The sequence below is a fragment of the Streptomyces aquilus genome, assembly GCF_003955715.1.
Classification (GTDB): domain Bacteria; phylum Actinomycetota; class Actinomycetes; order Streptomycetales; family Streptomycetaceae; genus Streptomyces; species Streptomyces aquilus.
In genome coordinates this window covers 3,872,903-3,896,207 of sequence record NZ_CP034463.1, presented here as the reverse complement: position 1 = coordinate 3,896,207, position 23,305 = coordinate 3,872,903, and the positions used below count along the sequence as shown (strand labels likewise).

The window sequence follows — 23,305 nt, the reverse complement described above, 5'->3', positions numbered from 1 at the left end:
GCGTCACCTCTCTGTTGCGGGCAGCAGGCCGAGCCGGCGCAGCTGCGCGGTGATGGCGGCGGGCCGGTCGAGGCGCACCACAGTCAAGCCGGCCGTGCGGTTGGGGTGGAGGCGCTCGGACCAGCGTCGGCGGTGCCGGTGGTGGTGCAGAGGCCCCCAGCGCAGGATGGAGTCCGGGGCCAGCAAGTGGCGGAAGGTCTCCCGGTTTCCGGCGAACAGCTCTTCGCCGGTGGCGGCCCGGCGCAGCGAGCGGCTGACCAGCCGGGGCAGGCAGACCCGCAGCGGCAAATCGAGCCACAGCACCAGCTCGGCACGTTCCAGGAGCATCTCGGCGACCTCGCCGCCGTAGTTGCCGTCCGCGATCCACGCCGGTCCGGCGAGGCGGTCACGGACGCCCTTGTGGAAGACGGGTGTGTCCAGGGGAGTCCAATCGGGCCCCCAGAACAGCTCGTCGAGGTCGATGCCGGGCAGGCCGGTGTGGGCGGAGAGCGCTGCGGCCAGCGTCGACTTGCCCGAGGCGACCGGTCCGATCAGGGCTATACGGCTGGGTGTCACGGGAGCCTCCCCGTCACCGTGTCGGCGATCCGCTCCAACAGGGCAGGACTGTGTACGCCGGCCGTGATCGCGAGGACGGGCACCGTGGCGATGAGGTTCTCGATGAGGGCGGCGGCTTGGCAGGCCAGGTCGTCCACGGGCCGCGTCCGGACGGCGAACCAGGGCTCCCGCCAGTCCTCGTCGTGCGGGGTGCAGCATGCCGCGGCAAGAGCGGTGCGGGCCTGCGCCGCGCCGAGGACGCGGCTGCCCAGGCTGTGGTCTTCCTCGCGGAGCTGTGGGATGACTACGAGCCGCAGTGGCGCCGTCTCCTGCACGCGAGAGGAGAAGGCGCGGGCGAACTCGCGTGGGGTCAGGGCAGCTTTTCGGCTGCTGCCGAATGCGTCGGGCAGCGTGTGCGGTTTCGGCAGGCCCTCGCGCGGGGCGACTGCGGACAGGGTGCCGCCGCCGATCCGGACGGAGATCGGCACTCCGGCCACCACGCCGGCGTCGGCGGTGATCAGCGCTCGGTCGGAGGCGATCAGGTCGGCCCCGCGGTGGGCGGCCAGCGCGGTCAGCACGGTGGTCTTGCCCGACCCGGAGGGGGCGGCGATGAGCACGCCGTGGTCGTCGAGGGCAGCGGCTGCGGCGTGAAAGGAGGTCAAGCCGCGATTCTCGGCGCAGCGCATCACGACCTCGCGGACGACGCGCATCAGGTACCGCTCGCCGCGCTCGGCTCCAGGGGTTAGGAGCACGGATAGCCGACCTGCCGCATCCCGAGCGTAGAGGTGGTCCTGGGGCAGATGCGTGTCGGGGCCAGGCCGCCACCAGGTGATCTGTTCGAGTTGGCAGGAGCGGTACGGCTCGCCGCGGAACGGCACCACGGTCAGTGACGGGGCGCCCGCGGCGCGGGCGATCCGGTTCTGGAAGGAGCCCGCGTCGTGGCGGATCCGGACTGTCGTCTTCTCCCCACACGGTGGGGCGAGCTGGCGCTCGGGGACGAAGGCCCGAAGGTACCGCGCTTGGGCGGCGTAGAAGGCGACGTCGGTGACGGCGTGGAAGCGGTGTCCGGCGAACATCACCATGGCCGTCTTCGCGCCGGTCATGATCGGCACTCCACCCGGACCGCGGTCAGGGCGGGTGCGGAGGCGAGGAGTTCCTCGGGCGTTCCGTTCAGCAGGCGACGGGCGACGTCGATGCCCATCTTGACCGCGTGGTCCATGTTGCCGATCTCATAGCGCCAGGTCCCGAACCGGCCCCGAGGGTAGATCCCGTGGGCTTCCATCCACGGCACTACCTGCGCCAAGACCTCGTCCCGCCCCATGGTGGGCACCGGGTAGGCGTACGGGATCACCTCGACATGGGTGCTGGCGAGCGGCGTGTGCTCGGGCACCAGGCCATGACGGCGAAGTGCCTGATCGCACGAGCGGACCAGAGCATGGTGGTCGAGGCTTTGGCCGGCGGCGAGGGAGGTCTCGGTCATCCAGGCGCTGTAGGTGCCCGTGTCGGCGCAGGGGACGTTGGCGGGTGCGTACTTGCTGAAGTTCGTGGCCCGGTAGAAGGGGATGTCGGGCTGCGGGAAGTAGAGCCAGGACCGGCTGTCCGTGGTCGGTGTCTTGTAGCCCAGGCCGACCATGGCCACGGTGGTGTGCCGCAGGCTCCGGGCGGCCGTCCGGAGCGAGGACGGGCATGTGGCGGTCATGGCGGTGAGCTGGTCGAGCGGGCCGGTGGCCACTAGGTGGTCGTAGCCGACTCTCTCGCCGTCGGCGAGGATGACGGTGCGGGTGGTGGGATCGACGGCGACCACGTGAGTCTGGGTGCGCAGGTGGCCAGCGTCGATGCGGACGGCGAGCCGGTGCCAGATTTCGCCCGTGCCGCCGGACGTGGGGAAGGCGAAGGTGGCGTTCGGACCCCACCGGCGCGCGGGTGCTGCGGTTCCGGCGAACGCGGCCAGAATCTCCTCGACCTCTACAGGGGCCACCCGCTCGGCCACCCACGCCGAACCCATGTCCTCAAGCGGCGTCGCCCAGACCTTGGTGTTGTACGGGGCGAAGAAGCGGTCCACCAGGGCCTGCCCGTACATGGTGCCCAGCCACGTCGCGAAGTCCGCCGGTGCCGAGGGTTCCCCGCTGCTGACGTGACGTGCAGCCAGGAGATCACTAAGGCAGGCCGTAGCGTCCCTTGGCGGGAGGTGATGGAGGTGGTGCTGGAAGGGGTAGGGCATCCATCCGTCGCCGTAGCGGATGTAGGAGGAGCGGTCGTGGTACAGCAGTTCCTCTGCGGTGAACAGATCGGCCAGCAGCCGGTCAAACTCGCCGAAGTGGGAGAAGACCACGTGGCCGCCCAGGTCCCACGTGAAGCCGGCCGCGTCCACTACGGAGGAGGCGAGCCCGCCTGGGGTGGACGCGGACTCCAGCAGCAGGAAGTCGCGGTGGCCGAGGCGGGTCAGCTCGTCGGCGCAGGCCAGACCGCATGGTCCGGCCCCGAGTATGACGATCCGGCCGGTGTCTGGCGTGTGCGTGGGGTGGGGCATGACGCCCTCCTTCGATCGGCAGACGACGTGGAAACGCCCAGCCCACGGGTTGGGCGGCGTTGCAACGGCGGTGACTCGGCTCAGGCGTGCGGCGAGTAGGATCGCTCCCCACCTGGAGGCAAGGGTTCAGGGAGGCGGGCGCCGATCGAGGGTCGCTACCCGGGTCTCGCGCCAGGCAGCAACGCGCTCAGCGAGGGGGAAAAGGCGCGGTCCAGCAGCGCGCGTTCGGCGGCCTCCAGCCGGGCCGGATCCGTGCTGAGCGAGGTGGTCGACGTCGACAACGGTGAACTCGTTGGCGAGTCGGCTCTGGCATGAACGTGGCGTCACGAGACGGCGCTCCCGGGGACGAAGAATCCTGTCCAAAGCCGTCTGTGACCGCGACGCCCGGGTGCCCGTTGCCGGACGTTGACGAGTCTATCTGTGCTGTGACGCAGGGGTGTTAGGCATTTTCGTGTCAACGACACATCTACTCGTTCGACGGCCCGTGCTGCTGCCGTCGCCCAGGCAACAGGTTCTTGCGTCGAGTGGCTGTGTGCGGAGTTTGGAGACTCGGGGCGGCGATGGATCGCCGGTGGCCTCCGGCAGCCGTTGCCCGGGAACGCTGGAGTCGACACGCGAGGACGCGCGGGCGACAGCCCTTGTCGCGGCTCGGCTGCCCGGTCGTCGTACGCCGCGACGCGCCCGAGGCTCCGGAGAAGTACCGCAACGAGTGGAAGCGTCGCGAACACCGATTTGCCCAACGACCTTAGGACTCAGGCTAGATAGACTCGGCGGAGTCCGGCAACGGGCACCCGAGTCGCTGCGGTCACAGGCGGCGTACGCATTGTTTTCCTTATGCTCGGGAGGCCCCGCTGTGCCGTGTGTGCTGCCTGTCAGGCGCCGTCGATATCGCCCCGACGCTCCTGCTGAGGCGTTGACCCAACCCATGCCATTACGTGGCACGAGGCCGCGTGCGCAAGTGCCGCGTTCCCAGAACGGGTCGTCCTGCACCCGAGGGCCTGCCTTGCGGCCTGCGCGATCAACTGTCCTTCGCCACCGGCATGTCGAGAAGGAGAAGGTCTTGCCACACCGTTGTGTGATCGGACTTCACTTAGTCCTGGTTCAGGGTGACCGGGTGCTGCTCGGTCTCCGTGCAGGCACCGCTTGGTGTGACGGCTGGTGGCATGTTCCGGCCGGCCATCTTGAGGAGGGTGAGTCCTTCCTCGCCGGCATGGTCCGTGAGGCTCGGGAGGAGCTGGGCATCGCTCTCGAAGAGGCGGACTTGGTGGTCGCGCACACGGTCCACGACTACGACCCCAAGACTCGCGAGAGTCGGCTCCAAGTCTTCTTCACCGCCAATCAGTACGCCGGGCGGCCTCATGCCGCAGAACCGGACAAGTGTGCAGAGCTACGGTGGTGGCCGCTCTCGGCTCTGCCGGAGAAGCTCGTGCGCTACACCCGCCAGGCCCTGATCTGTATTCAGCGGGGCCAGAGCGCGAGCACGGTGGGGTGGCCCGATGCCTGCTGACGACGTGCGTGAGCCGGTGGGTTTGATGGCGCCGGAGGACTATGCGCGTTCACGCGCGGTTTTCTGGGGTGGGGCTGCGGTGCTGTTCACCGATGCAGAGGGCAGGGTTTTGGTCCTGGATCCCGCGTACCGGCCTGGAAAGCTGCTGTTGCCCGGTGGGGGCGTGGACCAGGCGGAGCGGCCGTCGGCCGGGGCGGTGCGCGAGGTGGCCGAGGAACTCGGGCTGTCCGTCGGTGTACGCCAGCTGCTGGCGGTGGACTGGGTCAGCAGGGGCAATCCGGAGTTTGGGACGGTGTGCGGCTTTCCCGGTGAAACCGTCTCCATTTGGGACGGTGGCGTCCTGGAGGAGAGCGACATCGCCCGGATTCGCTTGCCCGAGAACGAGATCACCTCGTTCCACTTCCTTCCGCCGGCGCAGGCCGCACGCCGCATGCGCCCGATCGAGAGGCGACGGATGCTCGCTGCCTTGCGTGCCCGGATCGACCGTGCCGGACCCGCCGTGCTGGAGGACGGTGAGAGCGTCGGGCTCGGACGGGCACTGCAGCGATTGGACGTCGTCCCGCGTATTGCGATCGGCTACCAGGACATCGCATGGCACCCGGCCATGGAGCCCGCCGCCGGCCTTCCCGTGAAGCAAGCGTGGGTGTGGGCATTCGACCCGCTCGGCCGGGTCGTCGTCCTCGTGGATCCGCGCGACGGCCATGTCGTCCTGCCGGGCGGAACGGTCGAAACGGACGATGACGGGCCGAAGGCGGCAGCACTGCGTGAAGCCGCCGAAGAGGCGGCTCTGCGCCTGCACGATGCCGTCTACCTCGGCTACCTCCTCGATCCGGACGGTGCGGTCTACGGCCCAGGCACCGGGGCGAACGCCCGGGCGCGTTACATCGCACGCATCGACTCCCTGGGGCCGGCGGCACCGGATGTCGCGACCCGCATCACCTACAGTCGGCTGCTGGTCAGCCCGGTGCAGGCGAGCGAGCTGCTCGGCCTTGGACGCGCCGGAGTCGAACAGGCCGAGTACGCGGCCCAAACGGCGGCAATCCGCTGGGGGATTCCGCTGAGTCCGCCGCAGGCCGCGATCGAGATCCCTCACACGGGCATGGCGGCCCTCCTGCCCTGACGTCCGCACGTGACGCGCACCCTCGTGCCGGAGTCCTGCCGGCGCGACGCCCTGCACCGCCTTTCTGGCCCTGGAGGAGGACTCTCATGTCCGGCGAACCTGACACGACCGAACAGACTGTCGGCAGCCCTGACCGCGTGGTCACCGACGAGCAACGGGCGTACTGGGCCCAGCTCGAGGCACCCATGGCCTCCTGCACGGCCTTGATCACCGATGCTGACGGCCGCATTCTCGTGGTTGACCCGACCTACAAGGACGGCTTCGACATGCCCGGCGGCATGGTCCAGGCAGACGAAACGCAGATCGAGGGCCTGGAACGTGAACTGGCCGAGGAACTCGACCTGACCGGCGTACCGATCGGCCGGTTCCTCGTCCTGGACCAGGTCCCCGCTGCCCGGTACGGGCGGGCCATGGTCGTCACGGTGTTCCACGTGGGTCCCCTCACCGACCAGCAGACGCAGTCCCTGCGCTTCGCGGACGGGGAGATCGGCGCCGCCGAGTTCCTCCCCGTCGAGGAGGCCCTCGCGCGGCTGCCGCACCGCCTCGCCCGCCGCATCCAGGCGGCGTACGCCGCGCTCCTCGCTGGTGTGCCGGCCGCTCTGATCGACGGCAAGTCCCACGTCCTGTCCAGCTCGGTCGTATCGGAGGCGCGATGAAACGGCTCCTGAAACGGGTCTGGAAGACGGAACAGACCGTCTCCGAGTCCGAGGTCGCGCTCTTCGGCGGGGCGCTGCGCTACGACTTCGGCTGGGTACGCCACGAGTACGCGCGACTGGACACCAAATTCGGGCAGGCCGCCCTGATGGTTCCGACGCTGGTGGGCAGCACCCTGCGCCTGGCCTGGCAGGCGGACCGCCGTGCCCTGTTGACCATCGGGATCGCCGAGGTGGGCCAGAGCATCACCCAAGCCGCCGGGCTGCTGGTCACCAACCAGGTCATCCAAGCCCTGCTCAAGGACGGGGACAACGCCTCACGGCTGCACGCCGCGCTGCCGGCCCTGATCGTCGGCTGCATCATCGCCGTGGTCGGCACCGTCCTGGCCTGCCTTTCGACGGCGGGCACCGGACGGCTGGAGCCGAAAGTCGAGAGGCTGGCCACCGAACAGTTCCTGGAGGGCGCTGCCCGCGCGGAACTCGAGGCCATCGAAGACGGCGAGTTCCGCACGCTCCTGGACTCGGCGTACTTCGGCGCCCAGTCCTCCCGCACCATGATCGGCGTCTGCGTAGCAGTGGTGAACGGCGTGTTCTCCCTCATCGCCGCAGCCGGCGTGGTCACGGTCCTCAGCCCCGTACTGCTGCCCCTGCTGCTGCTCATCGCGCTGCCCCGTGGCTGGGGCGCCATGCACGTGGCACGGCGCCGCTACGCCTCCCGGATGCAGTGGATCGAGCACGAACGGGCCAAGCGCCTGGTCAACAACCTCATCACCGCCCGGGAATCTGCCACGGAGATCCGCGTCCATCAGGTCGGCCCCTTCCTGCTCGATCACTTCCACGAGATGGGCCAGACCGCCGAGGCTGAACAGACCCGCCTTGCCGACGGCCGCGCGGTCACCGAACTGATCGCCGCGGCCATGGCCGGCCTCGCGTCGGCGGCCACGTTTGCCGGCCTGGGCGCGCTGTGGCTGACCGGCCACATGAGCGCCGCCACCGTTGCCACGGCCGCGCTCGCGATCCGCACCGGCTCAGCAAGCCTGGGCGCCCTCGTCGACAACATCCTGCGGCTGCACGAGGAGTCCCTCTACGTCCGCGACCTCGACCACTTCCGTGACGAAGCCGAACGCCGGGCCATCCCCACAGGCGGACAGCCCGTAAGCGACTTTCCCGACCAGGTCACCTTCGAGAACGTGTCGTTCACCTACCCCGAACGCGACACTCCCGCCCTGCACGAAGTGAACCTGACCTTCCCGCGCGGAGCCGTCATCGCCCTGGTCGGCGCGAACGGCAGCGGCAAGTCCACCGCGGTGAAGCTCCTCGCCGGCCTGCACCGGCCCACGGCCGGCCGAATCCTGTGGGGACAGACCGATCTCGTCGAGGCCGACCGGGTGGACATCTTCCGGCACGTGGCCGCTCTCGATCAGGGCTTCCAGCGCTGGCCCTTCACCCTTCGGACCAACATCCAGATCGGCCAGCCGGAACGCAACGCGGACGACGACATCACCCGCGCTGCCGCCTACTCGGGCGCCGACAAGCTCGCCGCCGCCCTTCCCCGTGGTCTGGGCACCCTGCTGGCCCGGCAGTTCCGCGGCGGTCAGGAACTGTCCGGGGGACAGTGGCAGACGGTCGGGCAAGCCCGGCTGCGGCACCGGCAGGCGAGCCTCGTCATCGCCGATGAGCCCACCTCCGCCCTCGACCCCGAGGCCGAGATCGAATCCTTCGAACGCATCCGCCGCCTGGCCGACGAGGGCAAGACCGTCGTGCTCGTCAGCCACCGCATGGCCGGCGTCCAGCACGCCGACATCATCTATGTCCTGGACGAGGGACACCTCGTAGAGAGCGGTTCCCACCAGGAGCTCATGGCTCGACCTGATTCCCCCTACCGGCGCATGTACCTCATGCAGGCCAACCAGTACGGCAGCACCGCGCCACTGGTGCTGCCGACTCCCTCGGCCAACGGCGAATCGCATGCCGCAAGCACCCCCGACTAACCGCCACCACCCGCCGCGTACCGCCAGGCCCGGTGGTCAGCGGCGGCGCAGCAAGTGGACCGCCGACCCGTTGTGGAGCACGCTGCGCGACCTGCTGGGCTGCCTCGGCGTGATCGCAGTCGGCCTCGCCATCACCATGATCGTCACCCTCCTCACCTCCCACTTCCCCGACCACAGGATCCGTCCGTGACCCACCTCCCGCCCAAGCTCGTCGTCGGAACCCGCGACTCCGACCTGGCCATGGTCCAAGCAGCCCACGTCGCCGGACTACTCGAACGCGCCTTCCCCCAAGTCGCCGTACATGTGGTCCCGATGAAGGCGGCCGGTGATCTGCACCAGGGTCCCCTCGCGCAGATCGGCGGCAAGGCCGTATGGGTACGCGAGCTGGACCGGGCGCTGGCCGCCGCACGCGTCGATGTCACCGTCTCGTGCGCCAAAGACCTCCCCGGGCCCCACGAGCGCGGCACCGACACCACCATCGGCGCCGTCCTGCCCCGCGAAGACGCCCGGGACGCCCTCGTTCTCCCCGCCGGACAGCCCGACGCCACCCTGGACGACCTCGCACCCGGAAGCATCCTTGGCACGAGCGCGCCGCGCCGCATCGCCCAACTCCGCACCCGCTACCCCCACCTCACCATCCAGCCGGTGCGCGGCAACCTGATCCCCAGGCTCGCCCGCCTCGACTCCGGCGAAGGTGACAAGCCCCTCGACGCCCTCGTGGTCTCCTATGCCGGACTATGCCGGGTGTCCCGGGCGGACCGTGCCACACAGCTCATCCCGGTCTCGGTGCTGGCCCCGGCCACCGGCGCGGGCACGCTCGTCGTCGAGCAGCGAAGCGGCGACACCATTGCCGCCCACCTCCTCGAGGCCATCAACGACCCCGCCACCGCCCGGCTGCTGGCTGTCGAGCGCGGCGTCCTCGCCCAGCTCAAAGGCAACTGCCAGACCGCCTGCTCAGTCCACGCCCACTACACCGACAAGCCCCACCGGATCAGAGTCGACGCCGCCGTCTACCACCCCTCGCACGGCGATGCGATCCGCGTCGCAGCCACCGGACCGGCCGACGACCTCGGCGGCCTCGTCGAGAACATCACGCAGCTGCTGCACGGCGAAGGCGTCGAACGACTCCTGCCGCGCTGACCGCGTGCGGCCCCGGTCGCCAGCGGGAGCTCAACACGGGACGAGACACCACACGGCGGGGCCGTAACAGCCATACCCATGAGGGGAGTTCACAGACGTGCCGCACCGATCCGATCCCAACGCCCCAGGAAGCCTGTGGCGAGACAGAGACTTCCGGCACTATGCCGTCGCCCAGGGCATCAGCGTTACCGGGAGCGGCGTAACCACGATCGCGCTGTCCGTCCTGGCCGTCGTCGAACTGCACGCCTCCACCTTCAACGTCGCGCTGATCGCCTTTTCCTCCAAACTCCCACCTTTGCTGCTGTCCCTCCACGCCGGCGTCCTGGCCGACCGACGGCGCAAACGTCCCCTGATCATCACCTGCGATCTGCTCTGCGCGGCTGTCCTGCTCACCCTTCCCACCGCACAGCTTCTCGCCCGCATCACCCTGATCCATCTCTACGCGGTCGCCTTCACGGTGGCCGCCCTGCAGGTCATCGGCAGTAACGCGGCCATCAGCTTCCTGCCCTCCCTCCTCGGCCCGGGCCGAGGAGGGAGGGCAACTCCAAGATGGGCGCTGGCAACTCCCTGGCCGACCTCATCGGCACCAACTCCGGCGGTGCCCTCGTCATGGCGCTCGGCGCCGCCCGCGCCATCACCGTGGATGCCGCCTCTTACCTGGCCAGCGCCCTGCTCCTGTGGCGCATCAGGCACCACGAAGAGCCGCCGCCACCCCGAAAGGCCGGCACCAGCCAATGGGCCGAGATCCGCGAGGGCCTCACTTACACCCTGCGCACCCCCGTCGTGCGGTCCATCGTGCTGTCCAACACGGCCACCTCCTTCGTCTTGGCCGCCAGTAGCGCCCTCTGGTCGCTGTACCTGCTGCGCGAGCTGCACTGGAGCCCGGCAGCCCTCGGCATCGTCATGGGCGCCGGCGGCGCCGGCGGCATCCTCGGCGCCCTCGTCTGGCAGCCCCTGGAACGACGCTGGGGCCCAGGCCCGGTAATGCTCGGAGCGCTCTCCCTCAACCCACTCGCCCAAATCCCTCTGGTTCTCGTTGGACCTGGACTTGGCGGGCAGATCGCTATCGGTATCGGCATGGTCATCCAAACCGGCGCCGCGGTGTGCCACGGCGGACTCCAGAGGGCAGTCCGCCAGGAACTCGCCCCCGACGAACTGCAGGGACGGGCCCAGGCAACCGGAGCGTGGCTCGCCTTCAGCCTGCGACCCTTCGCCGCCCTCGCCGCTGGCGGCCTCGGCACGTGGCTAGGGCTGCACCCCACCCTCACGCTCATCACCGCAGCCCTGGTCATCCCGTTCCTTGTGCTCTGGAACTCACCCGTGCGGGACATGGGCACGGTCGCCCCCGCTTCCCTGACTGTTACCGAGGAGCCCGCGAACCCGTGACTATCAACAACCCGGCCACGTACTGGGATCCGCTGTGGACATCAGGGCGCCGCTACCGCCGCCTCAGTCTCGAAGAGCAGCAGCTGACCGGCCAGTTCCTCGGCGCCGGCCACGGCCGGCCCGCGCTCGACGTCGGCTGCGGCGACGGTGTCCTTGCCCGGTATCTGCATGGTGACCTGGGATACCGCACCACAGCGATTGACTGTTCCTCCGCCGCGCTGGAGATCGCCCAGGCCGAGCAGGACATGTCGGACGGTCCGCATTTTCAGCGGCTGGACATCGAGACCGAGGACATCCGAGTGTTGCCTGAGGCGGGCTACGCCGCCGTCACCTGCCGCTTGGTGTTCGCCTTCATCAAGGACAAGGCGGCCTTCCTCGCCCGCGTCCGATACCTTCTCCCACCCGGCGGGACGTTCTGGGTCGTTACCCCGCTCGCTGAACGCCTCCCGGACGATCGGAAGTCCATCGGGATCAGCCCACAGCACGCCGAACTGCTGACCGCGTCCTGGTCCTCTGTCCACAGCGAAGATCTGGACACGCTGCGCTGCTACGCGTTGCGCCCCTGACCCGGTCACCGGTCTCTGGTCCCGGAGCTCCATTGTCCACTCAGGTCAGGACTACCCGCAGGAGGGTCAACAAGCCCTCCGTGTCGGTCAGATCAGGGACGACAGCGTCGGCCCCGGCGGCGCGGAGTTCCGCCACCGAGTGGATCCCGGAGGCGACGGCAACACAGTGTGCCTGGGCGTCATGGGCCGCGCGCACATCGCGGGGCGTGTCCCCGATCAGGACGGTCGGCACGACGAGTGGGATGCCGTGGGCAGCATGGATACGGGCACGGGCCGCGTCGACGAGACGCGCTCGGTCGTCGCTGTCCTCGCCGTACCCGCCAACAGCCATGTCGAGCAGGCCATCAAGCCCGAACGCACGCAGCTTGACGTGGGCATTGGCCGAAATGTTGCCGGTGAGGACTGAGGAACAGATAGCTGGGTTCGCCGCGAGTGCCTTCAACGCGTCCTCGACACCGGGCAGGACATGACCCCGCCGGCGCAGATCTTCCTCGCGGCAACGGCCAGCTTCCTCCAGTGCCTGCTGCGCCCGCTCCCAGTCAGGATCCGGCAAACCGTGCCGGATGAACATCTCGCGCATGATCGCCCGATCCGTACGCCCGTCTGTTGGAGCAGGCAATTCGGCCTCCCGCCCAGCTAGTGCCTTGAAGGCGCTGGCGTAGATCTCCTTGCTCACACCGGAGTTTTCCACAAGGGTGTGGTCCACGTCCCACAACACAATTCGCTGCACGTGACCAGGGTAGGCAGCGTGAACTACCTGTTAAAAGTGACCTGGTGGGACGTCCTGGCGTCCCGCAAGATCTTGCCGCGTCCCAAGACGTCCTGCGAGGATGCGATGGTGAACGAGCGGTTGCGTACGGTGATGCTTCAGCGGCAGATCACCCCAGAGAAGCTCGCGGCCTCGTGCCAAGTTGATGTCAAGACGGTGGAGCGCTGGATCAGCATCGGCCGTCAGCCGCTCCGTCGGCACCAGTGGGCGGTTGCGAAGCATCTCGGTGTGGACGTGTCGTACCTGTGGCCGCCCGAGGAGGACGAGGCGCAGGGGCAGCCGACCGAGCAGACCGAACTGGTCGCTGCCTTTCCGAACCGCGCGAGCTTCCCGCAGAAGTCCTGGGTCCGCCTCCTGAAGACCGCTCAGGAGCACATCGACGTGCTGGTGTTCAGCGGCACGTTCTTCGCGCAGACTAATCCGCGCGTTGCGGCGATGCTTGCCGAGCGCTCCGATGCCGGAGTTCAGGTCCGCCTCTGTTTCGGCGACCCATCGGGCAAGGCGGTCGCCGTCAGGGACGAGGAAGAAGGCATCGGCGGCACCCTCTCAGCAAAGATCAGGGCGTCCCTCACCTACTACCGCAAGCTGATCGGCACGCCCGGATGCGAGGTGCGCCTCCACGACACCACCCTCTACAACAGCCTCTTCCGCTTCGATGACGTGCTCCTGGTCAATCCGCACGTCTGGGGGCAGCCCGCCAGCGCAAACCCCCTGTTCGAGCTGCGGCGCCTGGAAGAAGACGGCTGGTTCGACCACTACGCCGGCAGCTTCGACGCCGTCTGGGAGACTGCAAAGCCCTGGTCACCCGAGTCCATGTGAGGAGCGCGGCCCGCGATGGGACGTACGGAGTACTGGTACGACGAGAACGCACCCAAGCCGAACACGTTGATCCCGGCGTGCAACATGCTGGTAGTCCGGGAGGCGGACGGGGCGATCCTCCTGCAGCGGCGCCGCGACACAGGGCAGTGGGCTCTACCCGGGGGAGCCATGGACATAGGGGAATCCCCATCGCAGTGCGCAGTCCGCGAATGCAAGGAAGAGACCGGAATCGACGCCGAACCCACCGGGCTCCTCGGCGTGTACTCGGTCCCTGAGCATGTCGTGGCCTACACGGACGGGGAGATCCGGCAGGCATACGAGGTCACCGTGATCGGCCGGCCGGTCGGAGGCGAGCCCACCATCAACGACGAGGCCGATGGCGTCCGCTGGATCCTGCCCGGCGAACTGGACTCCTACGACATCCACCACTCCATGCGGAAGCAGATCGCCCACTACCTGGACGGGACGTTCCCTCACGTCGACTGAGCACTGTGCCCTCCCTTACCGCTCTGCCAAGATCAGTCGGGCTTCGACTCTGTGTACAGCAGCTCGGAGATCCTCATCGGCTCGGCGGATGAACCGGCCGACGATGCTGTCGCAGTCGTACCGAGTGAGGATCTCCGCCAGCCGCGCATCCACGGTGGTGGGGGTGCCGTCCGGGGTGGTGGTCATATCGCAGTACACGAGAGCATCCACCAGCTCGGCGTGGTCGAGGATCGGGAACTCGGCCTCCAGTTCTTCGCGCAGCCCGCGCTCTTCCGCCTCCAACAGCGCGTACGAGTGGTTGGCGACCAGCCGTACCAGGCGCGCGTCCGCGGCTGAACGGTCGCGCAGGTAGCGTGCGCCGTCCAGCGGATGGAACCCCGTCGTGGCGAGCGACGGCGTGTAACCAATGTCGTGCAGCATCGCCGCTGCCCACAGTAGTTCGGCATCGTCGCCCAGGATCCCTGCCACGGACTGGGCCCTTGCGGCAACGCCCTGAGAGTGTGCCCAGCGCCGAGGCAGGGGCTCCGCGAGGAGGGACCTGGCCAGGTCGCGGGCCCAAACGGTGAGATCCATGCTCGGCAGACTATGACGTAGGGCGCGGGGGCCGAGCGGTGATCGGCCGGACGTCCCAGGACGTCTACCGTTCTGATCCCCCGCCGGGCGGACGTCAGGTGAGGAAGGGCCGTCGAGCCGTCCGGCTGACCGTGCGGCGCCCCACGTGTGTTCCGCCCGGTCCTGGCGCGGCCGATAGGGTGTCCGGGCCCAGCCGCTGTCCCGGTGACGGGCCCGCGTCCGGTGAGAGGACCCCGCAGTGAGCCAGCACCGTTCCGCCCGTGCGGCGGTGTTCTCGGCTGGGTCTTGGGGTACCGCAGTCGCCAAGATCCTGGCCGACGCTGGTACCGACGTCACCGTGCACGCCCGCAGAGACGAGATCGCCGACGCGATCAACACGGTTCACCGCAACCCCGGCTACTTCCCGGACGTAGAGCTGCCCGCCTCCCTGACGGCTACGACCGATCCGGCCGCCGCGCTTCGCGGCGCGGACTACCTTGTGCTGTCCATCCCCGCGCAGTCCCTGCGGACCAACCTCGCCGCGTGGACGCCGCACATCGGGCCCGACACCGTGATCGTGTCGCTGATGAAGGGCATCGAACTGGGCAGCGGGGAACGGGCGAGCCAGGTCATCACCGAGGTGACCGGCGTGAACGCGAACCGGGTCGCAGTGCTGTCGGGTCCGAACCTCGCCCGCGAGATCATGGACGGCCAGCCCGCCGCTGCCACCGTCGCCTGCCCCGACGAGGACGCCGCCCGTCGCTTCCAGCAGGTATGCCACACCACCTACTTCCGGCCCTACACCAGCACCGACGTGACCGGCTGCGAGCTGGGCGGCGCCGTGAAGAACGTCATCGCCCTAGCGGTCGGCATCGCCTCAGGCATGGGCCTGGGCGACAACGCCTCGGCGATGCTCATCACGCGCGGGCTGGCAGAGACCACCCGGCTTGCTGTGGCCATGGGCGCCCACCCGGCCACCCTCGCCGGTCTGGCCGGCCTCGGCGACCTAGTGGCCACCTGCTCGTCTCCGCTTTCCCGTAACCGCACCTTCGGCACCCACCTCGGCCATGGCCTAAGCGTCGAACAGGCGACGGCCGCCACCCGGCAGACCACCGAAGGTGTCAAATCCGCCCAGGCGGTTCTCGCCCTCGCGCATGCACACGGCGTTGAGATGCCGATCACGGAAGTGATCTCTGCCCTGCTGCGCGAGAAGGTCACCCTCGACGAGGCCGCCGCCGCGCTGATGCAGCGGCCCCCCAAGCCCGAGCGCTGACCCCCGGTGCCCGGTCACGGGGCCGTCCCCATCACTTTGACTCCCCACCCGGAGGCGCCTGCCCATGCACGTGTCCGCTGTCCAGATCGCCGTCGCCGCTGCCCCCAACCTCCCGTCCGCAGCTATGTGATCGCGGAGGTACCGGGCACCATCGAGCGGATGGAACCCGGTGGTGGCCCGCGAGGGCGTGTAGCCGATGTCGTGCAGCATCGCTGCCGCCCGGAGCTGTTCTACATCCCTGCCCAAGATCCCTCCGAGCGACTGAGCCTTGGCGGCAGGGTGGTGATCAGTCAACTTCCCAGGAAGTCTGGCGCGCGTTCCACTCGGCGTGCCGGAGGACGCCTGGTACGGCTTCAGCTCATGGCAGACGAGAAAGAGCCCCAATGGACTGGAAGCTCCTCCGGGATCATGTCAACGTACAACGACCCGGAAAACACCTGTTCAACGAAGGGATGTGGGCTTCCGGGGCAAACCGGTAGACGGTCGCCCCCAGTCCGCAGCCCGCGCCACTCGTCCCGTGACCGAGCGCAGCCCCAAGGAGGTCCACCTGCCGAATCCCGCAAGCCGATCTGCCCCCTTCACTGCACTCACCCTCATGGCGCTCAGCGTCGCGAACGCGTGGACCGCCCAGGTGACGGAGGACTACGCCGCCCTGTCTACAGGGTTTTGTCTCTGCGTCTGCACGGCGGCAGGTCTGTTCGGTGAGGACCTGATACAACGCGGCTACCACCGCGACCCGAGAGGTTCTCGCCTGATCGTGGTACATCCCGGCGCGCAACTCGCAACACTGCCCATGGCGTTGGCGCCTCCGAGTGCGTCGTGGCACGCAACCTCGAACGCCGCACCGGCGACCGGCTGCTGGAGCTTGTCGCGCATGGTGCGACCCCCGCTCTCCACTCGTGCCGCCTGGCCTCCTGATCGAGGCGGAGAAAGGGGCGAGGGGCAGCTCTCGTAGTGCGGAGCGATATATAGCAGACGATCCCCGGTTACCGAAACCGGGGATTGTGCGGAGCATTAATGGTGTTCGCACCCGGCTGTGCTTGGCGGTGGAGCCGTGGCGGACGCAGTAGGCAGCGCCGCATAAGACGCAAGGAGGTATGCGCGGCCCCCGCCCGCTGCTGCCCTGAATCCGCAGCGCCTGATAGCTGAATGTCAGTGGTGCCTCCGCCGAGTCGGCGTAGGTCCTCAGTGCTGTTGGTTCCGCTCTGTCGCCCCCGCGCGCTCCTTCGCAAGGAACACCCGCCATGTGCCGATCCGCGATACCCCCTGCCCATTTTCGCCCCGGGCTGGCAGACCCGTGTGCCTCGCTCGCCACCCCCGCCTCCATCCGCAATCGCGAGGTGGCCTCATGGCGGTAGCGGTTCGACCTGGGCAAAAGCTGACGGTTGACGAGGTCTGTGCCGAGCTGCAGATCGCCAAGTCGACCTTCTATGACTGGCGGCAGAAGGGGCGTGGGCCGCGCTGCATTCGGCTTCCCAACGGCTCACTCCGGATACGGCGCGGTGATTTCGAAAACTGGCTTACTGATTGTGAGGATCGTCTTTGATAGGCAGTACGTTTGACGTCCGGGTCTACAGCATCGAGCGGCGCGAGCGAGCCAACGGGTACACCTATAAGGTAGTTTGGAAGGTCGGCACCAAGAAGCACAGCAAGACCTACAGCACCAAAGCACTTGCGGATGCTCGCCGCTCGGATCTGCTGACTGCGGTCAAGCGTGGTGAACCCTTCAGCCTCGAAACTGGACTGCCGATCTCGCACTCCAGCAAGGCGGCGGAGACCAACTGGTACGACTTTGCTCTTGACTTCGTCGATAAGACGTGGCCCCGCTCCTCGGGTAATACTCGAAAGAACATCGCCAAGGCGATGACCACAGCAACTGTCGCCCTTCTCCGGACTACGCCGCAGTTCGATGCGGTCTTCGTTCGCACGGCACTGCGCGAGTGGGCCTTCAATACCAAGCGGCGGACCAACCCGGATGAGCCCATCCCTGATGAGGTCCGAGTCGTCCTCGACTGGGTTCAGCGGAACACCCTGCCGATGTCTGCCTGGGAGAAGACCGAGAAGGTCGACGCAGTCGTCACCGCACTAGGAACGCTACTGGACGGCACCGCAGCCGCAGCCAGCTCCGTCACCCGAAACCGGCGGATCATGAACCTGGCAATGGAGTACGCCGTGCGACACGGCATCCTCCGGTCGAACCCGCTCCCGAAAGGGAAGGGCAAGGGGGAGGGCGGTGGTGCTCCCAAGGTGGCCCAGGCCATCGACAAGCGCTCGCTGCTGAATCAGGAGCAGGTAGCGGCTCTCCTGGACTGGATCGGCCGCCGCCCGCGCCACGCAGCTGTCTACCAGGCGTTCTTCGCCACGCTCTGCTACGCCGGCCTCCGCCCCGAGGAAGCCGTTGCCCTACGCGTAACTGACGCTTACCTCCCGGAGCCTGGCGCCGTGGACGAAGACGGCGAACCAGTCTGGGGGGAGTTCGTGGTGCACGAGGCCCAGCCGGAGGTCGGCAGTCAATGGACCGATACGGGGGACCCGCACGAACAGCGGTACCTGAAGGGTCGAGCTGACGGAGACACTCGCACCGTGCCAATCCACCCCGATCTTGTCGCCCTGCTGCGGACGGTCGTCGAGCGTCACAAGTTGGGGCCGGCCGACTTGCTCTTCCCGGGGGAGCGGAAGGGGGGCATGCTGGCGGGGTCCGTCTTCCGACGACTCTGGGACAAGGCGCGCAAGGCAGTCCTTGCGCCGCACGAGTACGATTCCCCGGCTGGCAGACGGGTGTACGACTGCCGTCATATCTGTCTGACAGCGTGGCTGAATGAAGGTATCCCCCCGGCCCAGGTAGCTGCGTGGGCGGGCAATAGCGTGCCGGTCCTGCTCGCGATCTACGCCCGGTGCATCGGTGGTCGACAATCCGACTACTTGAAACGGATTGTCGGCATCCGCTACGTATCGGCAGCATGAAGTGGTCCGGGCCCCACCACGGTGGGGCCCGGACCACTTTCTGTATGTCGGGGGCGGGTTCTCGTAGAAGGGCTGGCGGGGCGGGATTCTGGGGGACGCATGGGGGACGGCCAGCCGTAGAGACCCGGTTTCAGCCAGTGCTAGCCGGACTCCGGCGCCTGCCAGGCCATCGGTTTGCGCGGTAGCAGGAGGCCGCGTAAACACACCCTGAACTGGGAAAACGCAGCCTCGTCGGTGGTAAGCCGGTGGCGCCCCCGGCAGGACTCGAACCTGCGGCCAAGCGCTTAGAAGGCGCCTGCTCTATCCACTGAGCTACGGGGGCCGGTGTGGTGGCCTCGTGTCTGGTGCCCGGGTGTGGGCTGATCCGTGACGTTGCCGGGGACAAGGATAGGGCTCCCGGATCCATGTCCCTGTTGCTTCGCCTCCGTGGCTCAATGTGGAGGTTCGGTGAAGCGGTCCTGATAATCGCAGGCAGGTACGAATCGTGCATCGCTTTTGGCGTCTCACGCCACGGGTGTTGTGTACTCGTTATGCCTGGACTATGCCGTTGTCCCGGTCACCCCTTCCGTCCCTTGTGTCCTGTCGGCGCGCAGACATGCTCATATGCTTCAGAAATCCCCTAAAATTGGGCATTCTTCGCATGTGGTGACCTTGGACGTACGGCCTCAGCTGCTCGACGCACTCTCCGCCCTGCGCGACCGTGTCGCCGCCGCACGCTTCCCGCTGCCCCTCCCAGGGGCTCCACGCGCGCGTGCCAACCGCGACGAACTGCTCGCCCAGCTCGACGACTACTTGGTGCCCCGGTTGAGGCAACCCGAAGCTCCCCTGCTGGCCGTGGTGGGGGGTTCGACCGGCGCCGGGAAGTCGACCCTCGTCAACTCCCTTGTGGGGCGGCGGGTCAGCGAAGCCGGTGTGCTGCGCCCCACGACCCGCACCCCGGTACTCGTGTGCCATCCGGAGGACCATCACTGGTTCAGCGGCATGCGGGTCCTGCCCGACCTCACGCGCGTGTGGGTGCCCCAGCAGGACGGCGGCGACGACCTGTTGCTGCCCGGCGAGGACCCCACGCGCGTACTGCGCGTCGAGACCGCCGACACCCTCCCGCCCGGCCTCGCCCTCCTCGACGCCCCCGACGTCGATTCCCTCGTCGCCGACAACCGCACCCTGGCCGCCGAACTCATCTGCGCGGCCGACATCTGGGTCATGGTGACCACCGCCGCGCGGTACGCCGACGCCGTCCCCTGGCATCTGCTGCGCACCGCCAAGGAGTACGACGCCACCCTCGTGACCGTCCTCGACCGGGTACCCCACCAGGTCGTCTCCGAGGTGTCGCGCCAGTACGCCGCGCTGCTCACCAAGGCGGGGCTCGGCGACGTACCCCGGTTCACCGTGCCCGAGCTGCCCGAGTCGGCCTGGGGCGGCGGACTGCTCCCCGCCACCGCCGTGGCGCCGCTCAGGACCTGGCTCGTGCACCAGGCCCAGGACCCCGCCTTCCGCCAGCACGCCCTCGCGCGCACCGCGCACGGCGTCCTCGACTCCCTCAAGGCCCGCATGCCCGAACTGGCCGGCGCCGCCGCCGCCCAGTACGCCGCCGCGCTGCGGCTCACCGCCGCCGTCGACGGGGCCTACGACAGCGAGCACGCGCGCGTGCGGGGGCGGTTGCAGGCGGGGGCTGTACTGGCCGGGGACGCCTTGAAGCGGTGGCGGGCCTTTCCGCTCGACTGCACCGCCGGGGAACTGCTCGACGCGCTCGTGGAGAGCCTCGCCGCGCTCCTGCTGTGCGCCGTCACCGCCGCCGACGAACGCGTCGACGAGGCCTGGCGGCGCGAACCCGCGGCGGGCGCCCCGGAACTCACCGGCCGCGACCCGGCACTGGAGACCCCCGAGCACCGGATCGGGCTCGCCGTACGGCGCTGGCGGCGCGAGCTCGAGGAGTACGCAGAGGAAGAGGTGCGCGACCTGGAGCGAAGTGTCGCGCCCGACCCCGAGGTGATCGCCGCCCTCGTCGCCACCGCGCTGCTCGGCGGCCGTCGCGCGCGGACCGCCGGTGAGGGCCTCGCCGAGCGCCTCGGCGCCCACGGCGCGCTGCGGTTGCGCGACCGGGGCGGGCGGTTGCTCAGCGAACACCTGGACCGGGTCGTGCACGCCGAACGCGAGCGCCGTCTCGCGCCGCTCGACGCGCTCGACGTACACCCCGAACCCCAGGCCGAACTCATCGCCGCCCTGTCCGTACTGCAGAAGGAGAGGTGACCGGTGACCGCCGTCACTGACCAGGACCACGCCGACGACACCGATCGCACAGATCACGCCGATCACACCGATCACACCGATCGTGCCGCTCACCCTGCTGATCACGCGGAGGAGACCGTTTCCGGGGACGGGGGTGGGGGTGGAGCGCCGGTGGAGGACGATGCCGTGGATGCCGTGGATGCCGTGGATGCCGTGGATGCCGTAGATGCCGTAGAGGTTGCAGAGGTCGTAGAGACGGAAGACGTCGTGGAAGCTGTGGAGCCTGAGGGATCCGGCAGGGGCGACTCCTGTGGTCGTACGGACTCCTCCTCCGGGGCCTGGGACGACGGGCTGATCGCGCGGCGGGTGAACGAGACCGCCGGGGGTGCGCCGGTCGCCGTCGTGGAGGCGCGCGGGGCCGGGGCGCCGGTGGCCGCTCCCCTGGCGTACGACGGGGCGCTGCGGTCGCGGCTCGACGCGCTGCGGGAACTCGTGGGGCTCTCCCGTACCCGGCTCGACAGCCGGACGCTCTCTGAGGCGGGCCGGGTGCTCGACGAGGCGGCCGCGCGACGCAGGCTGTCCGGGCAGCACACCGTCGTCGCCATCGCGGGCGCGACCGGCAGCGGCAAGTCGCAGCTGTTCAACTCGCTGGCCGGGGTGACGATCTCGGAGACGGGCGTACGGCGGCCCACCACGGCCGCGCCCATCGCGTGCAGCTGGAGCGACGGTTCGGCCTCGCTCATCGAGCGGCTCGGCATTCCGCCGAGGCTGCGGCGGAGGCCCCTGCAGAGCGCCGAGATGGAGGCGCAGTTGCGTGGGCTGGTCCTTGTCGACCTGCCCGATCACGACTCGGCGGCCGTGCAGCACCGTGAGCAGGTCGACCGGGTGCTGGCGCTGGTCGATGCCGTCATCTGGGTCGTCGATCCCGAGAAGTACGCGGACGCGGTGCTGCACGAGCGCTATCTGCGGCCCATGGCGGGTCACGCGGAGGTCATGTTCGTCGTCCTCAACCAGATCGACCGGCTGCCCGGCGAAGCCACCGAGCAGGTCCTCGACGACCTGCGGCGGCTCCTCGACGAGGACGGGATCGCGCTCGGGGAGTACGGCGAGCCGGGCGCGACCGTGCTGGCGCTGTCCGCACTGACGGGTGACGGTGTGGGGGAACTCCGGGAGGCGCTCGGGCAGTTCGTGGCCGAACGCGGGGCGGCGGCCCGTCGGATCTCGGCGGATGTCGACGCCGCCGCGTGGCGGCTGCGGCCCGTGTACGCGACCGGGCGGCGGACCGGGCTGAGCGAGGAGGCGCGGGACGAGTTCGCGGTACGGCTCGCCGACGCGGTCGGCGCGACGGCGGCCGGCGAGGCGGCCGAGCGGGCCTGGCTGCGCAACGCCAACCGCGCGTGCGGGACGCCGTGGCTGCGGCTGTGGCGGTGGTACCAGGACCGGCTCGAACCGGTCACCGGGCGGCTGCCGTTGCGCGCGCAGGCCGAGGAGGAGGCGACCGCGCGGCAGCGTGTCGAGCAGGCGGTGCGGACCGTCGCCGACCGGGCCTCCGCCGGGCTGCCCGCGCCGTGGGCGCAGGCGGTGCGGGAGGCGGCCGTACGGGGCTCGCAGGGGCTGCCCGAGGCGCTGGACGAGCTGGCGGCGCGGGCCGGACTGCCGCCGGGGCGGCCGCCGCGGCCGGGGTGGTGGCCGGCGGCCGTGCTCGCGCAGGCGTCCATGACGCTGCTTCAGGTCGTGGGCGGACTGTGGCTGGTCGGGCAGATCGTCGGCTTCATGGCGCCGAATCTCGGGGTGCCGGTGCTGTTGATGGTGGCCGGGATCATCGGTGGTCCGCTGGTGGAGTGGAGCTGCCGGATCGCGGCGCGGGGGCCGGCACGGCGGTACGGCATGGAGGCGGAGCGGCGGCTTCGGGAGGCGGCGGCCGGGTGTGGGCGGGCCCGGGTGCTGGATCCGGTGGCGGCGGAGTTGCTGCGGTACCGGGAGGTTCGGGAGCAGTACGGGAGGGTTTTGGGGGTGGAGGCCGGGGTGCGGTGAGCTCGGTTTCGGGGGGTGGGTCGCTCGTTCGGGGGGTCGGGTTTTCCACAGGTGGGCGGTGGTCCACAGCGCTCAGCGGGCTCGGCCCGGCGGAGGCAGTCTGGCTCCACGGCGATCGCGGCGGACGCGGTCGACGGGACAGGGGACGGACACAGCAGCCGTACGGGACGGGCCCGTACGCGTGTCCGTCGTCCGCTATCCGCCCGGTACGGAGGGCCGGCCGGGCGAGGGAGGGGTTCGAGATGAACGAGACGATCGTGTGCGTGGTCGGCAACGTGGCGACGCAGCCGGTGTACCGGGAGCTGGCGGCCGGGCCGTCGGCGCGGTTCCGGCTGGCGGTGACCCAGCGCTACTGGGACCGTGAGAAGAGCGCGTGGACGGACGGGCACACCAACTTCTTCACCGTGTGGGCCAATCGGCAGCTCGCCACGAACGCGGCGGCCTCGCTGAACGTGGGCGACCCGGTGGTGGTCCAGGGCCGGCTGAAGGTGCGGTCGGACGTGCGCGAGGGGCAGAGCTGGACCTCGGCCGACATCGACGCGGTGGCCATCGGGCACGACCTGGCGCGCGGGACGGCCATGTTCCGGCGCGGGCAGAAGCCGGAGGCGGGCGCGGCGGACACGAGCGCCGCGCAGCCGGAGCCGAACTGGGAGACACCCGTCGGTGACGGTGCCGGCCAACAGGAGCCGGAACCCGTCGCGGTGACGTGACATCAGCCCGCTGTGGCGAGTGGGCGACGACGTGTGCGCCGG

General features: G+C 69.3%; 21 protein-coding genes, 1 tRNA gene and 2 pseudogenes. 17 read left to right on the top strand and 7 right to left on the bottom strand.

The genetic code is table 11. The features are described 5' to 3' along the window. Positions 1 to 3 precede the first annotated feature (3 nt). The 3 genes from EJC51_RS17840 to EJC51_RS17830 are packed head-to-tail and all read right to left on the bottom strand — an operon-like array spanning position 4 to position 3,064. Positions 4 to 555 (bottom strand): P-loop NTPase family protein, encoded by a 552-nt coding sequence (locus tag EJC51_RS17840; RefSeq protein WP_244362686.1) that lies wholly within the window; start codon positions 553 to 555, stop codon positions 4 to 6. After that, the gene (locus EJC51_RS17835) at positions 552 to 1,637 is read right to left on the bottom strand and encodes a hypothetical protein (RefSeq protein WP_126271988.1); all 1,086 of its coding nucleotides are present in this window, start codon (positions 1,635 to 1,637) and stop codon (positions 552 to 554) included. The genes EJC51_RS17840 and EJC51_RS17835 overlap by 4 nt, the downstream gene beginning before the upstream one ends. After that, on the bottom strand, positions 1,634 to 3,064 hold the full coding sequence (locus EJC51_RS17830; RefSeq protein WP_126271987.1) for a protoporphyrinogen/coproporphyrinogen oxidase: 1,431 nt from the start codon (positions 3,062 to 3,064) through the stop codon (positions 1,634 to 1,636). Before EJC51_RS17830 ends, EJC51_RS17835 begins: the two co-directional genes overlap by 4 nt. A gap of 925 nt (positions 3,065 to 3,989) precedes the next feature. Here EJC51_RS17830 and EJC51_RS17825 point away from each other — a divergent pair. The 9 genes and pseudogenes from EJC51_RS17825 to EJC51_RS17790 all read left to right on the top strand — a co-directional run bounded on the left by EJC51_RS17825 (position 3,990) and on the right by EJC51_RS17790 (position 11,427). Continuing rightward, entirely contained in the window at positions 3,990 to 4,571 is a 582-nt protein-coding gene (locus tag EJC51_RS17825) for an NUDIX hydrolase (protein ID WP_279631438.1), read from the top strand. Further along, entirely contained in the window at positions 4,561 to 5,691 is a 1,131-nt protein-coding gene (locus tag EJC51_RS17820; RefSeq protein WP_126271985.1) for an NUDIX domain-containing protein, read from the top strand. The genes EJC51_RS17825 and EJC51_RS17820 overlap by 11 nt, the downstream gene beginning before the upstream one ends. Before the next feature lie 86 nt (positions 5,692 to 5,777). Then, a complete protein-coding gene (locus tag EJC51_RS17815; RefSeq protein WP_126271984.1) occupies positions 5,778 to 6,347 on the top strand; it encodes an NUDIX domain-containing protein in 570 nt (189 codons plus the stop codon). Continuing rightward, complete coding sequence (locus tag EJC51_RS17810) at positions 6,344 to 8,335, top strand: ATP-binding cassette domain-containing protein (protein WP_126271983.1); 1,992 nt, start codon at positions 6,344 to 6,346, stop codon at positions 8,333 to 8,335. Before EJC51_RS17815 ends, EJC51_RS17810 begins: the two co-directional genes overlap by 4 nt. Beyond that, positions 8,313 to 8,525: a hypothetical protein gene (locus tag EJC51_RS17805; RefSeq protein ID WP_126271982.1), complete on the top strand. Its 213-nt coding sequence runs from the start codon at positions 8,313 to 8,315 to the stop codon at positions 8,523 to 8,525. The genes EJC51_RS17810 and EJC51_RS17805 overlap by 23 nt, the downstream gene beginning before the upstream one ends. Then, positions 8,522 to 9,475 (top strand): hydroxymethylbilane synthase, encoded by a 954-nt coding sequence (gene hemC, locus EJC51_RS17800; RefSeq protein ID WP_126271981.1) that lies wholly within the window; start codon positions 8,522 to 8,524, stop codon positions 9,473 to 9,475. Before EJC51_RS17805 ends, hemC begins: the two co-directional genes overlap by 4 nt. A 97-nt stretch (positions 9,476 to 9,572) precedes the next feature. Continuing rightward, a pseudogene (locus tag EJC51_RS49170) lies at positions 9,573 to 9,872 on the top strand (MFS transporter); the annotation flags it as partial. Positions 9,873 to 10,024: 152 nt separating this feature from the next. After that, positions 10,025 to 10,861 carry an MFS transporter gene (locus EJC51_RS49165; RefSeq protein ID WP_279631351.1) on the top strand — a complete coding sequence of 279 codons (837 nt, stop codon included), beginning with the start codon at positions 10,025 to 10,027 and terminating at the stop codon, positions 10,859 to 10,861. Next, positions 10,858 to 11,427, top strand: coding sequence for a class I SAM-dependent methyltransferase (locus EJC51_RS17790; RefSeq protein WP_126271980.1), 570 nt, complete (start codon positions 10,858 to 10,860; stop codon positions 11,425 to 11,427). Before EJC51_RS49165 ends, EJC51_RS17790 begins: the two co-directional genes overlap by 4 nt. Before the next feature lie 40 nt (positions 11,428 to 11,467). On the opposite strand, the gene EJC51_RS17785 is transcribed toward EJC51_RS17790, so the two are convergent. Then, positions 11,468 to 12,157 carry an HAD family hydrolase gene (locus EJC51_RS17785; RefSeq protein ID WP_126271979.1) on the bottom strand — a complete coding sequence of 230 codons (690 nt, stop codon included), beginning with the start codon at positions 12,155 to 12,157 and terminating at the stop codon, positions 11,468 to 11,470. 108 nt (positions 12,158 to 12,265) lie between these two features. Between EJC51_RS17785 and EJC51_RS17780 the strand changes: the two genes are divergently transcribed. Next, a complete protein-coding gene (locus EJC51_RS17780; protein WP_126277006.1) occupies positions 12,266 to 13,015 on the top strand; it encodes a helix-turn-helix domain-containing protein in 750 nt (249 codons plus the stop codon). Positions 13,016 to 13,030: 15 nt separating this feature from the next. Further along, positions 13,031 to 13,501, top strand: coding sequence for an NUDIX hydrolase (locus EJC51_RS17775; RefSeq protein WP_126271978.1), 471 nt, complete (start codon positions 13,031 to 13,033; stop codon positions 13,499 to 13,501). A gap of 15 nt (positions 13,502 to 13,516) precedes the next feature. Here EJC51_RS17775 and EJC51_RS17770 read toward each other — a convergent pair whose 3' ends face one another. Then, complete coding sequence (locus EJC51_RS17770) at positions 13,517 to 14,074, bottom strand: HD domain-containing protein (protein WP_126271977.1); 558 nt, start codon at positions 14,072 to 14,074, stop codon at positions 13,517 to 13,519. Between the two features lie 238 nt (positions 14,075 to 14,312). Here EJC51_RS17770 and EJC51_RS17765 point away from each other — a divergent pair, with 238 nt between their 5' ends. Continuing rightward, positions 14,313 to 15,326, top strand: a complete 1,014-nt coding sequence (locus tag EJC51_RS17765) for an NAD(P)H-dependent glycerol-3-phosphate dehydrogenase (protein ID WP_126271976.1) — start codon at positions 14,313 to 14,315, stop codon at positions 15,324 to 15,326. 105 nt (positions 15,327 to 15,431) lie between these two features. Here EJC51_RS17765 and EJC51_RS17760 read toward each other — a convergent pair. Next, positions 15,432 to 15,602: pseudogene (locus tag EJC51_RS17760) on the bottom strand (HD domain-containing protein); the annotation flags it as partial. 1,072 nt (positions 15,603 to 16,674) lie between these two features. On the opposite strand from EJC51_RS17760, the gene EJC51_RS17750 reads away from it, so the two are divergent. Together EJC51_RS17750 and EJC51_RS17745 are read left to right on the top strand one after the other, a co-directional pair. Next, a complete protein-coding gene (locus EJC51_RS17750; RefSeq protein ID WP_126271975.1) occupies positions 16,675 to 16,872 on the top strand; it encodes a helix-turn-helix transcriptional regulator in 198 nt (65 codons plus the stop codon). Next, positions 16,869 to 18,290, top strand: a complete 1,422-nt coding sequence (locus EJC51_RS17745; RefSeq protein ID WP_244362684.1) for a tyrosine-type recombinase/integrase — start codon at positions 16,869 to 16,871, stop codon at positions 18,288 to 18,290. The genes EJC51_RS17750 and EJC51_RS17745 overlap by 4 nt, the downstream gene beginning before the upstream one ends. 246 nt (positions 18,291 to 18,536) lie before the next feature. Here the strand turns inward: EJC51_RS17745 and EJC51_RS17740 are convergent. Further along, a tRNA-Arg gene (locus tag EJC51_RS17740) sits at positions 18,537 to 18,612 on the bottom strand. Between the two features lie 320 nt (positions 18,613 to 18,932). On the opposite strand from EJC51_RS17740, the gene EJC51_RS17735 reads away from it, so the two are divergent. From EJC51_RS17735 to EJC51_RS17725, 3 genes are all read left to right on the top strand, one after another. Then, positions 18,933 to 20,540, top strand: a complete 1,608-nt coding sequence (locus EJC51_RS17735; RefSeq protein ID WP_126271974.1) for a dynamin family protein — start codon at positions 18,933 to 18,935, stop codon at positions 20,538 to 20,540. Between the two features lie 255 nt (positions 20,541 to 20,795). Further along, entirely contained in the window at positions 20,796 to 22,553 is a 1,758-nt protein-coding gene (locus EJC51_RS17730) for a GTP-binding protein (RefSeq protein ID WP_399581458.1), read from the top strand. Between the two features lie 242 nt (positions 22,554 to 22,795). Further along, the gene (locus tag EJC51_RS17725; RefSeq protein WP_126271972.1) at positions 22,796 to 23,263 is read left to right on the top strand and encodes a single-stranded DNA-binding protein; all 468 of its coding nucleotides are present in this window, start codon (positions 22,796 to 22,798) and stop codon (positions 23,261 to 23,263) included. Positions 23,264 to 23,305: the final 42 nt, after the last annotated feature.

What these genes read in the sequence shown, in the direction of transcription:
- EJC51_RS17830 (WP_126271987.1), bottom strand. Translation starts at nt 3,064, where the DNA reads ATGCCCCACCCCACGCACACGCCAGACACCGGCCGGATCGTCATACTC.
- EJC51_RS17770 (WP_126271977.1), bottom strand. Translation starts at nt 14,074, where the DNA reads ATGGATCTCACCGTTTGGGCCCGCGACCTGGCCAGGTCCCTCCTCGCG.
- EJC51_RS17725 (WP_126271972.1), top strand. Translation starts at nt 22,796, where the DNA reads ATGAACGAGACGATCGTGTGCGTGGTCGGCAACGTGGCGACGCAGCCG.
- EJC51_RS17825 (WP_279631438.1), top strand. Translation starts at nt 3,990, where the DNA reads ATGCCATTACGTGGCACGAGGCCGCGTGCGCAAGTGCCGCGTTCCCAG.
- EJC51_RS17835 (WP_126271988.1), bottom strand. Translation starts at nt 1,637, where the DNA reads ATGACCGGCGCGAAGACGGCCATGGTGATGTTCGCCGGACACCGCTTC.
- EJC51_RS17815 (WP_126271984.1), top strand. Translation starts at nt 5,778, where the DNA reads ATGTCCGGCGAACCTGACACGACCGAACAGACTGTCGGCAGCCCTGAC.
- EJC51_RS17750 (WP_126271975.1), top strand. Translation starts at nt 16,675, where the DNA reads ATGGCGGTAGCGGTTCGACCTGGGCAAAAGCTGACGGTTGACGAGGTC.
- EJC51_RS17820 (WP_126271985.1), top strand. Translation starts at nt 4,561, where the DNA reads ATGCCTGCTGACGACGTGCGTGAGCCGGTGGGTTTGATGGCGCCGGAG.
- EJC51_RS17810 (WP_126271983.1), top strand. Translation starts at nt 6,344, where the DNA reads ATGAAACGGCTCCTGAAACGGGTCTGGAAGACGGAACAGACCGTCTCC.
- EJC51_RS17805 (WP_126271982.1), top strand. Translation starts at nt 8,313, where the DNA reads ATGCCGCAAGCACCCCCGACTAACCGCCACCACCCGCCGCGTACCGCC.
- EJC51_RS49165 (WP_279631351.1), top strand. Translation starts at nt 10,025, where the DNA reads ATGGGCGCTGGCAACTCCCTGGCCGACCTCATCGGCACCAACTCCGGC.
- EJC51_RS17775 (WP_126271978.1), top strand. Translation starts at nt 13,031, where the DNA reads ATGGGACGTACGGAGTACTGGTACGACGAGAACGCACCCAAGCCGAAC.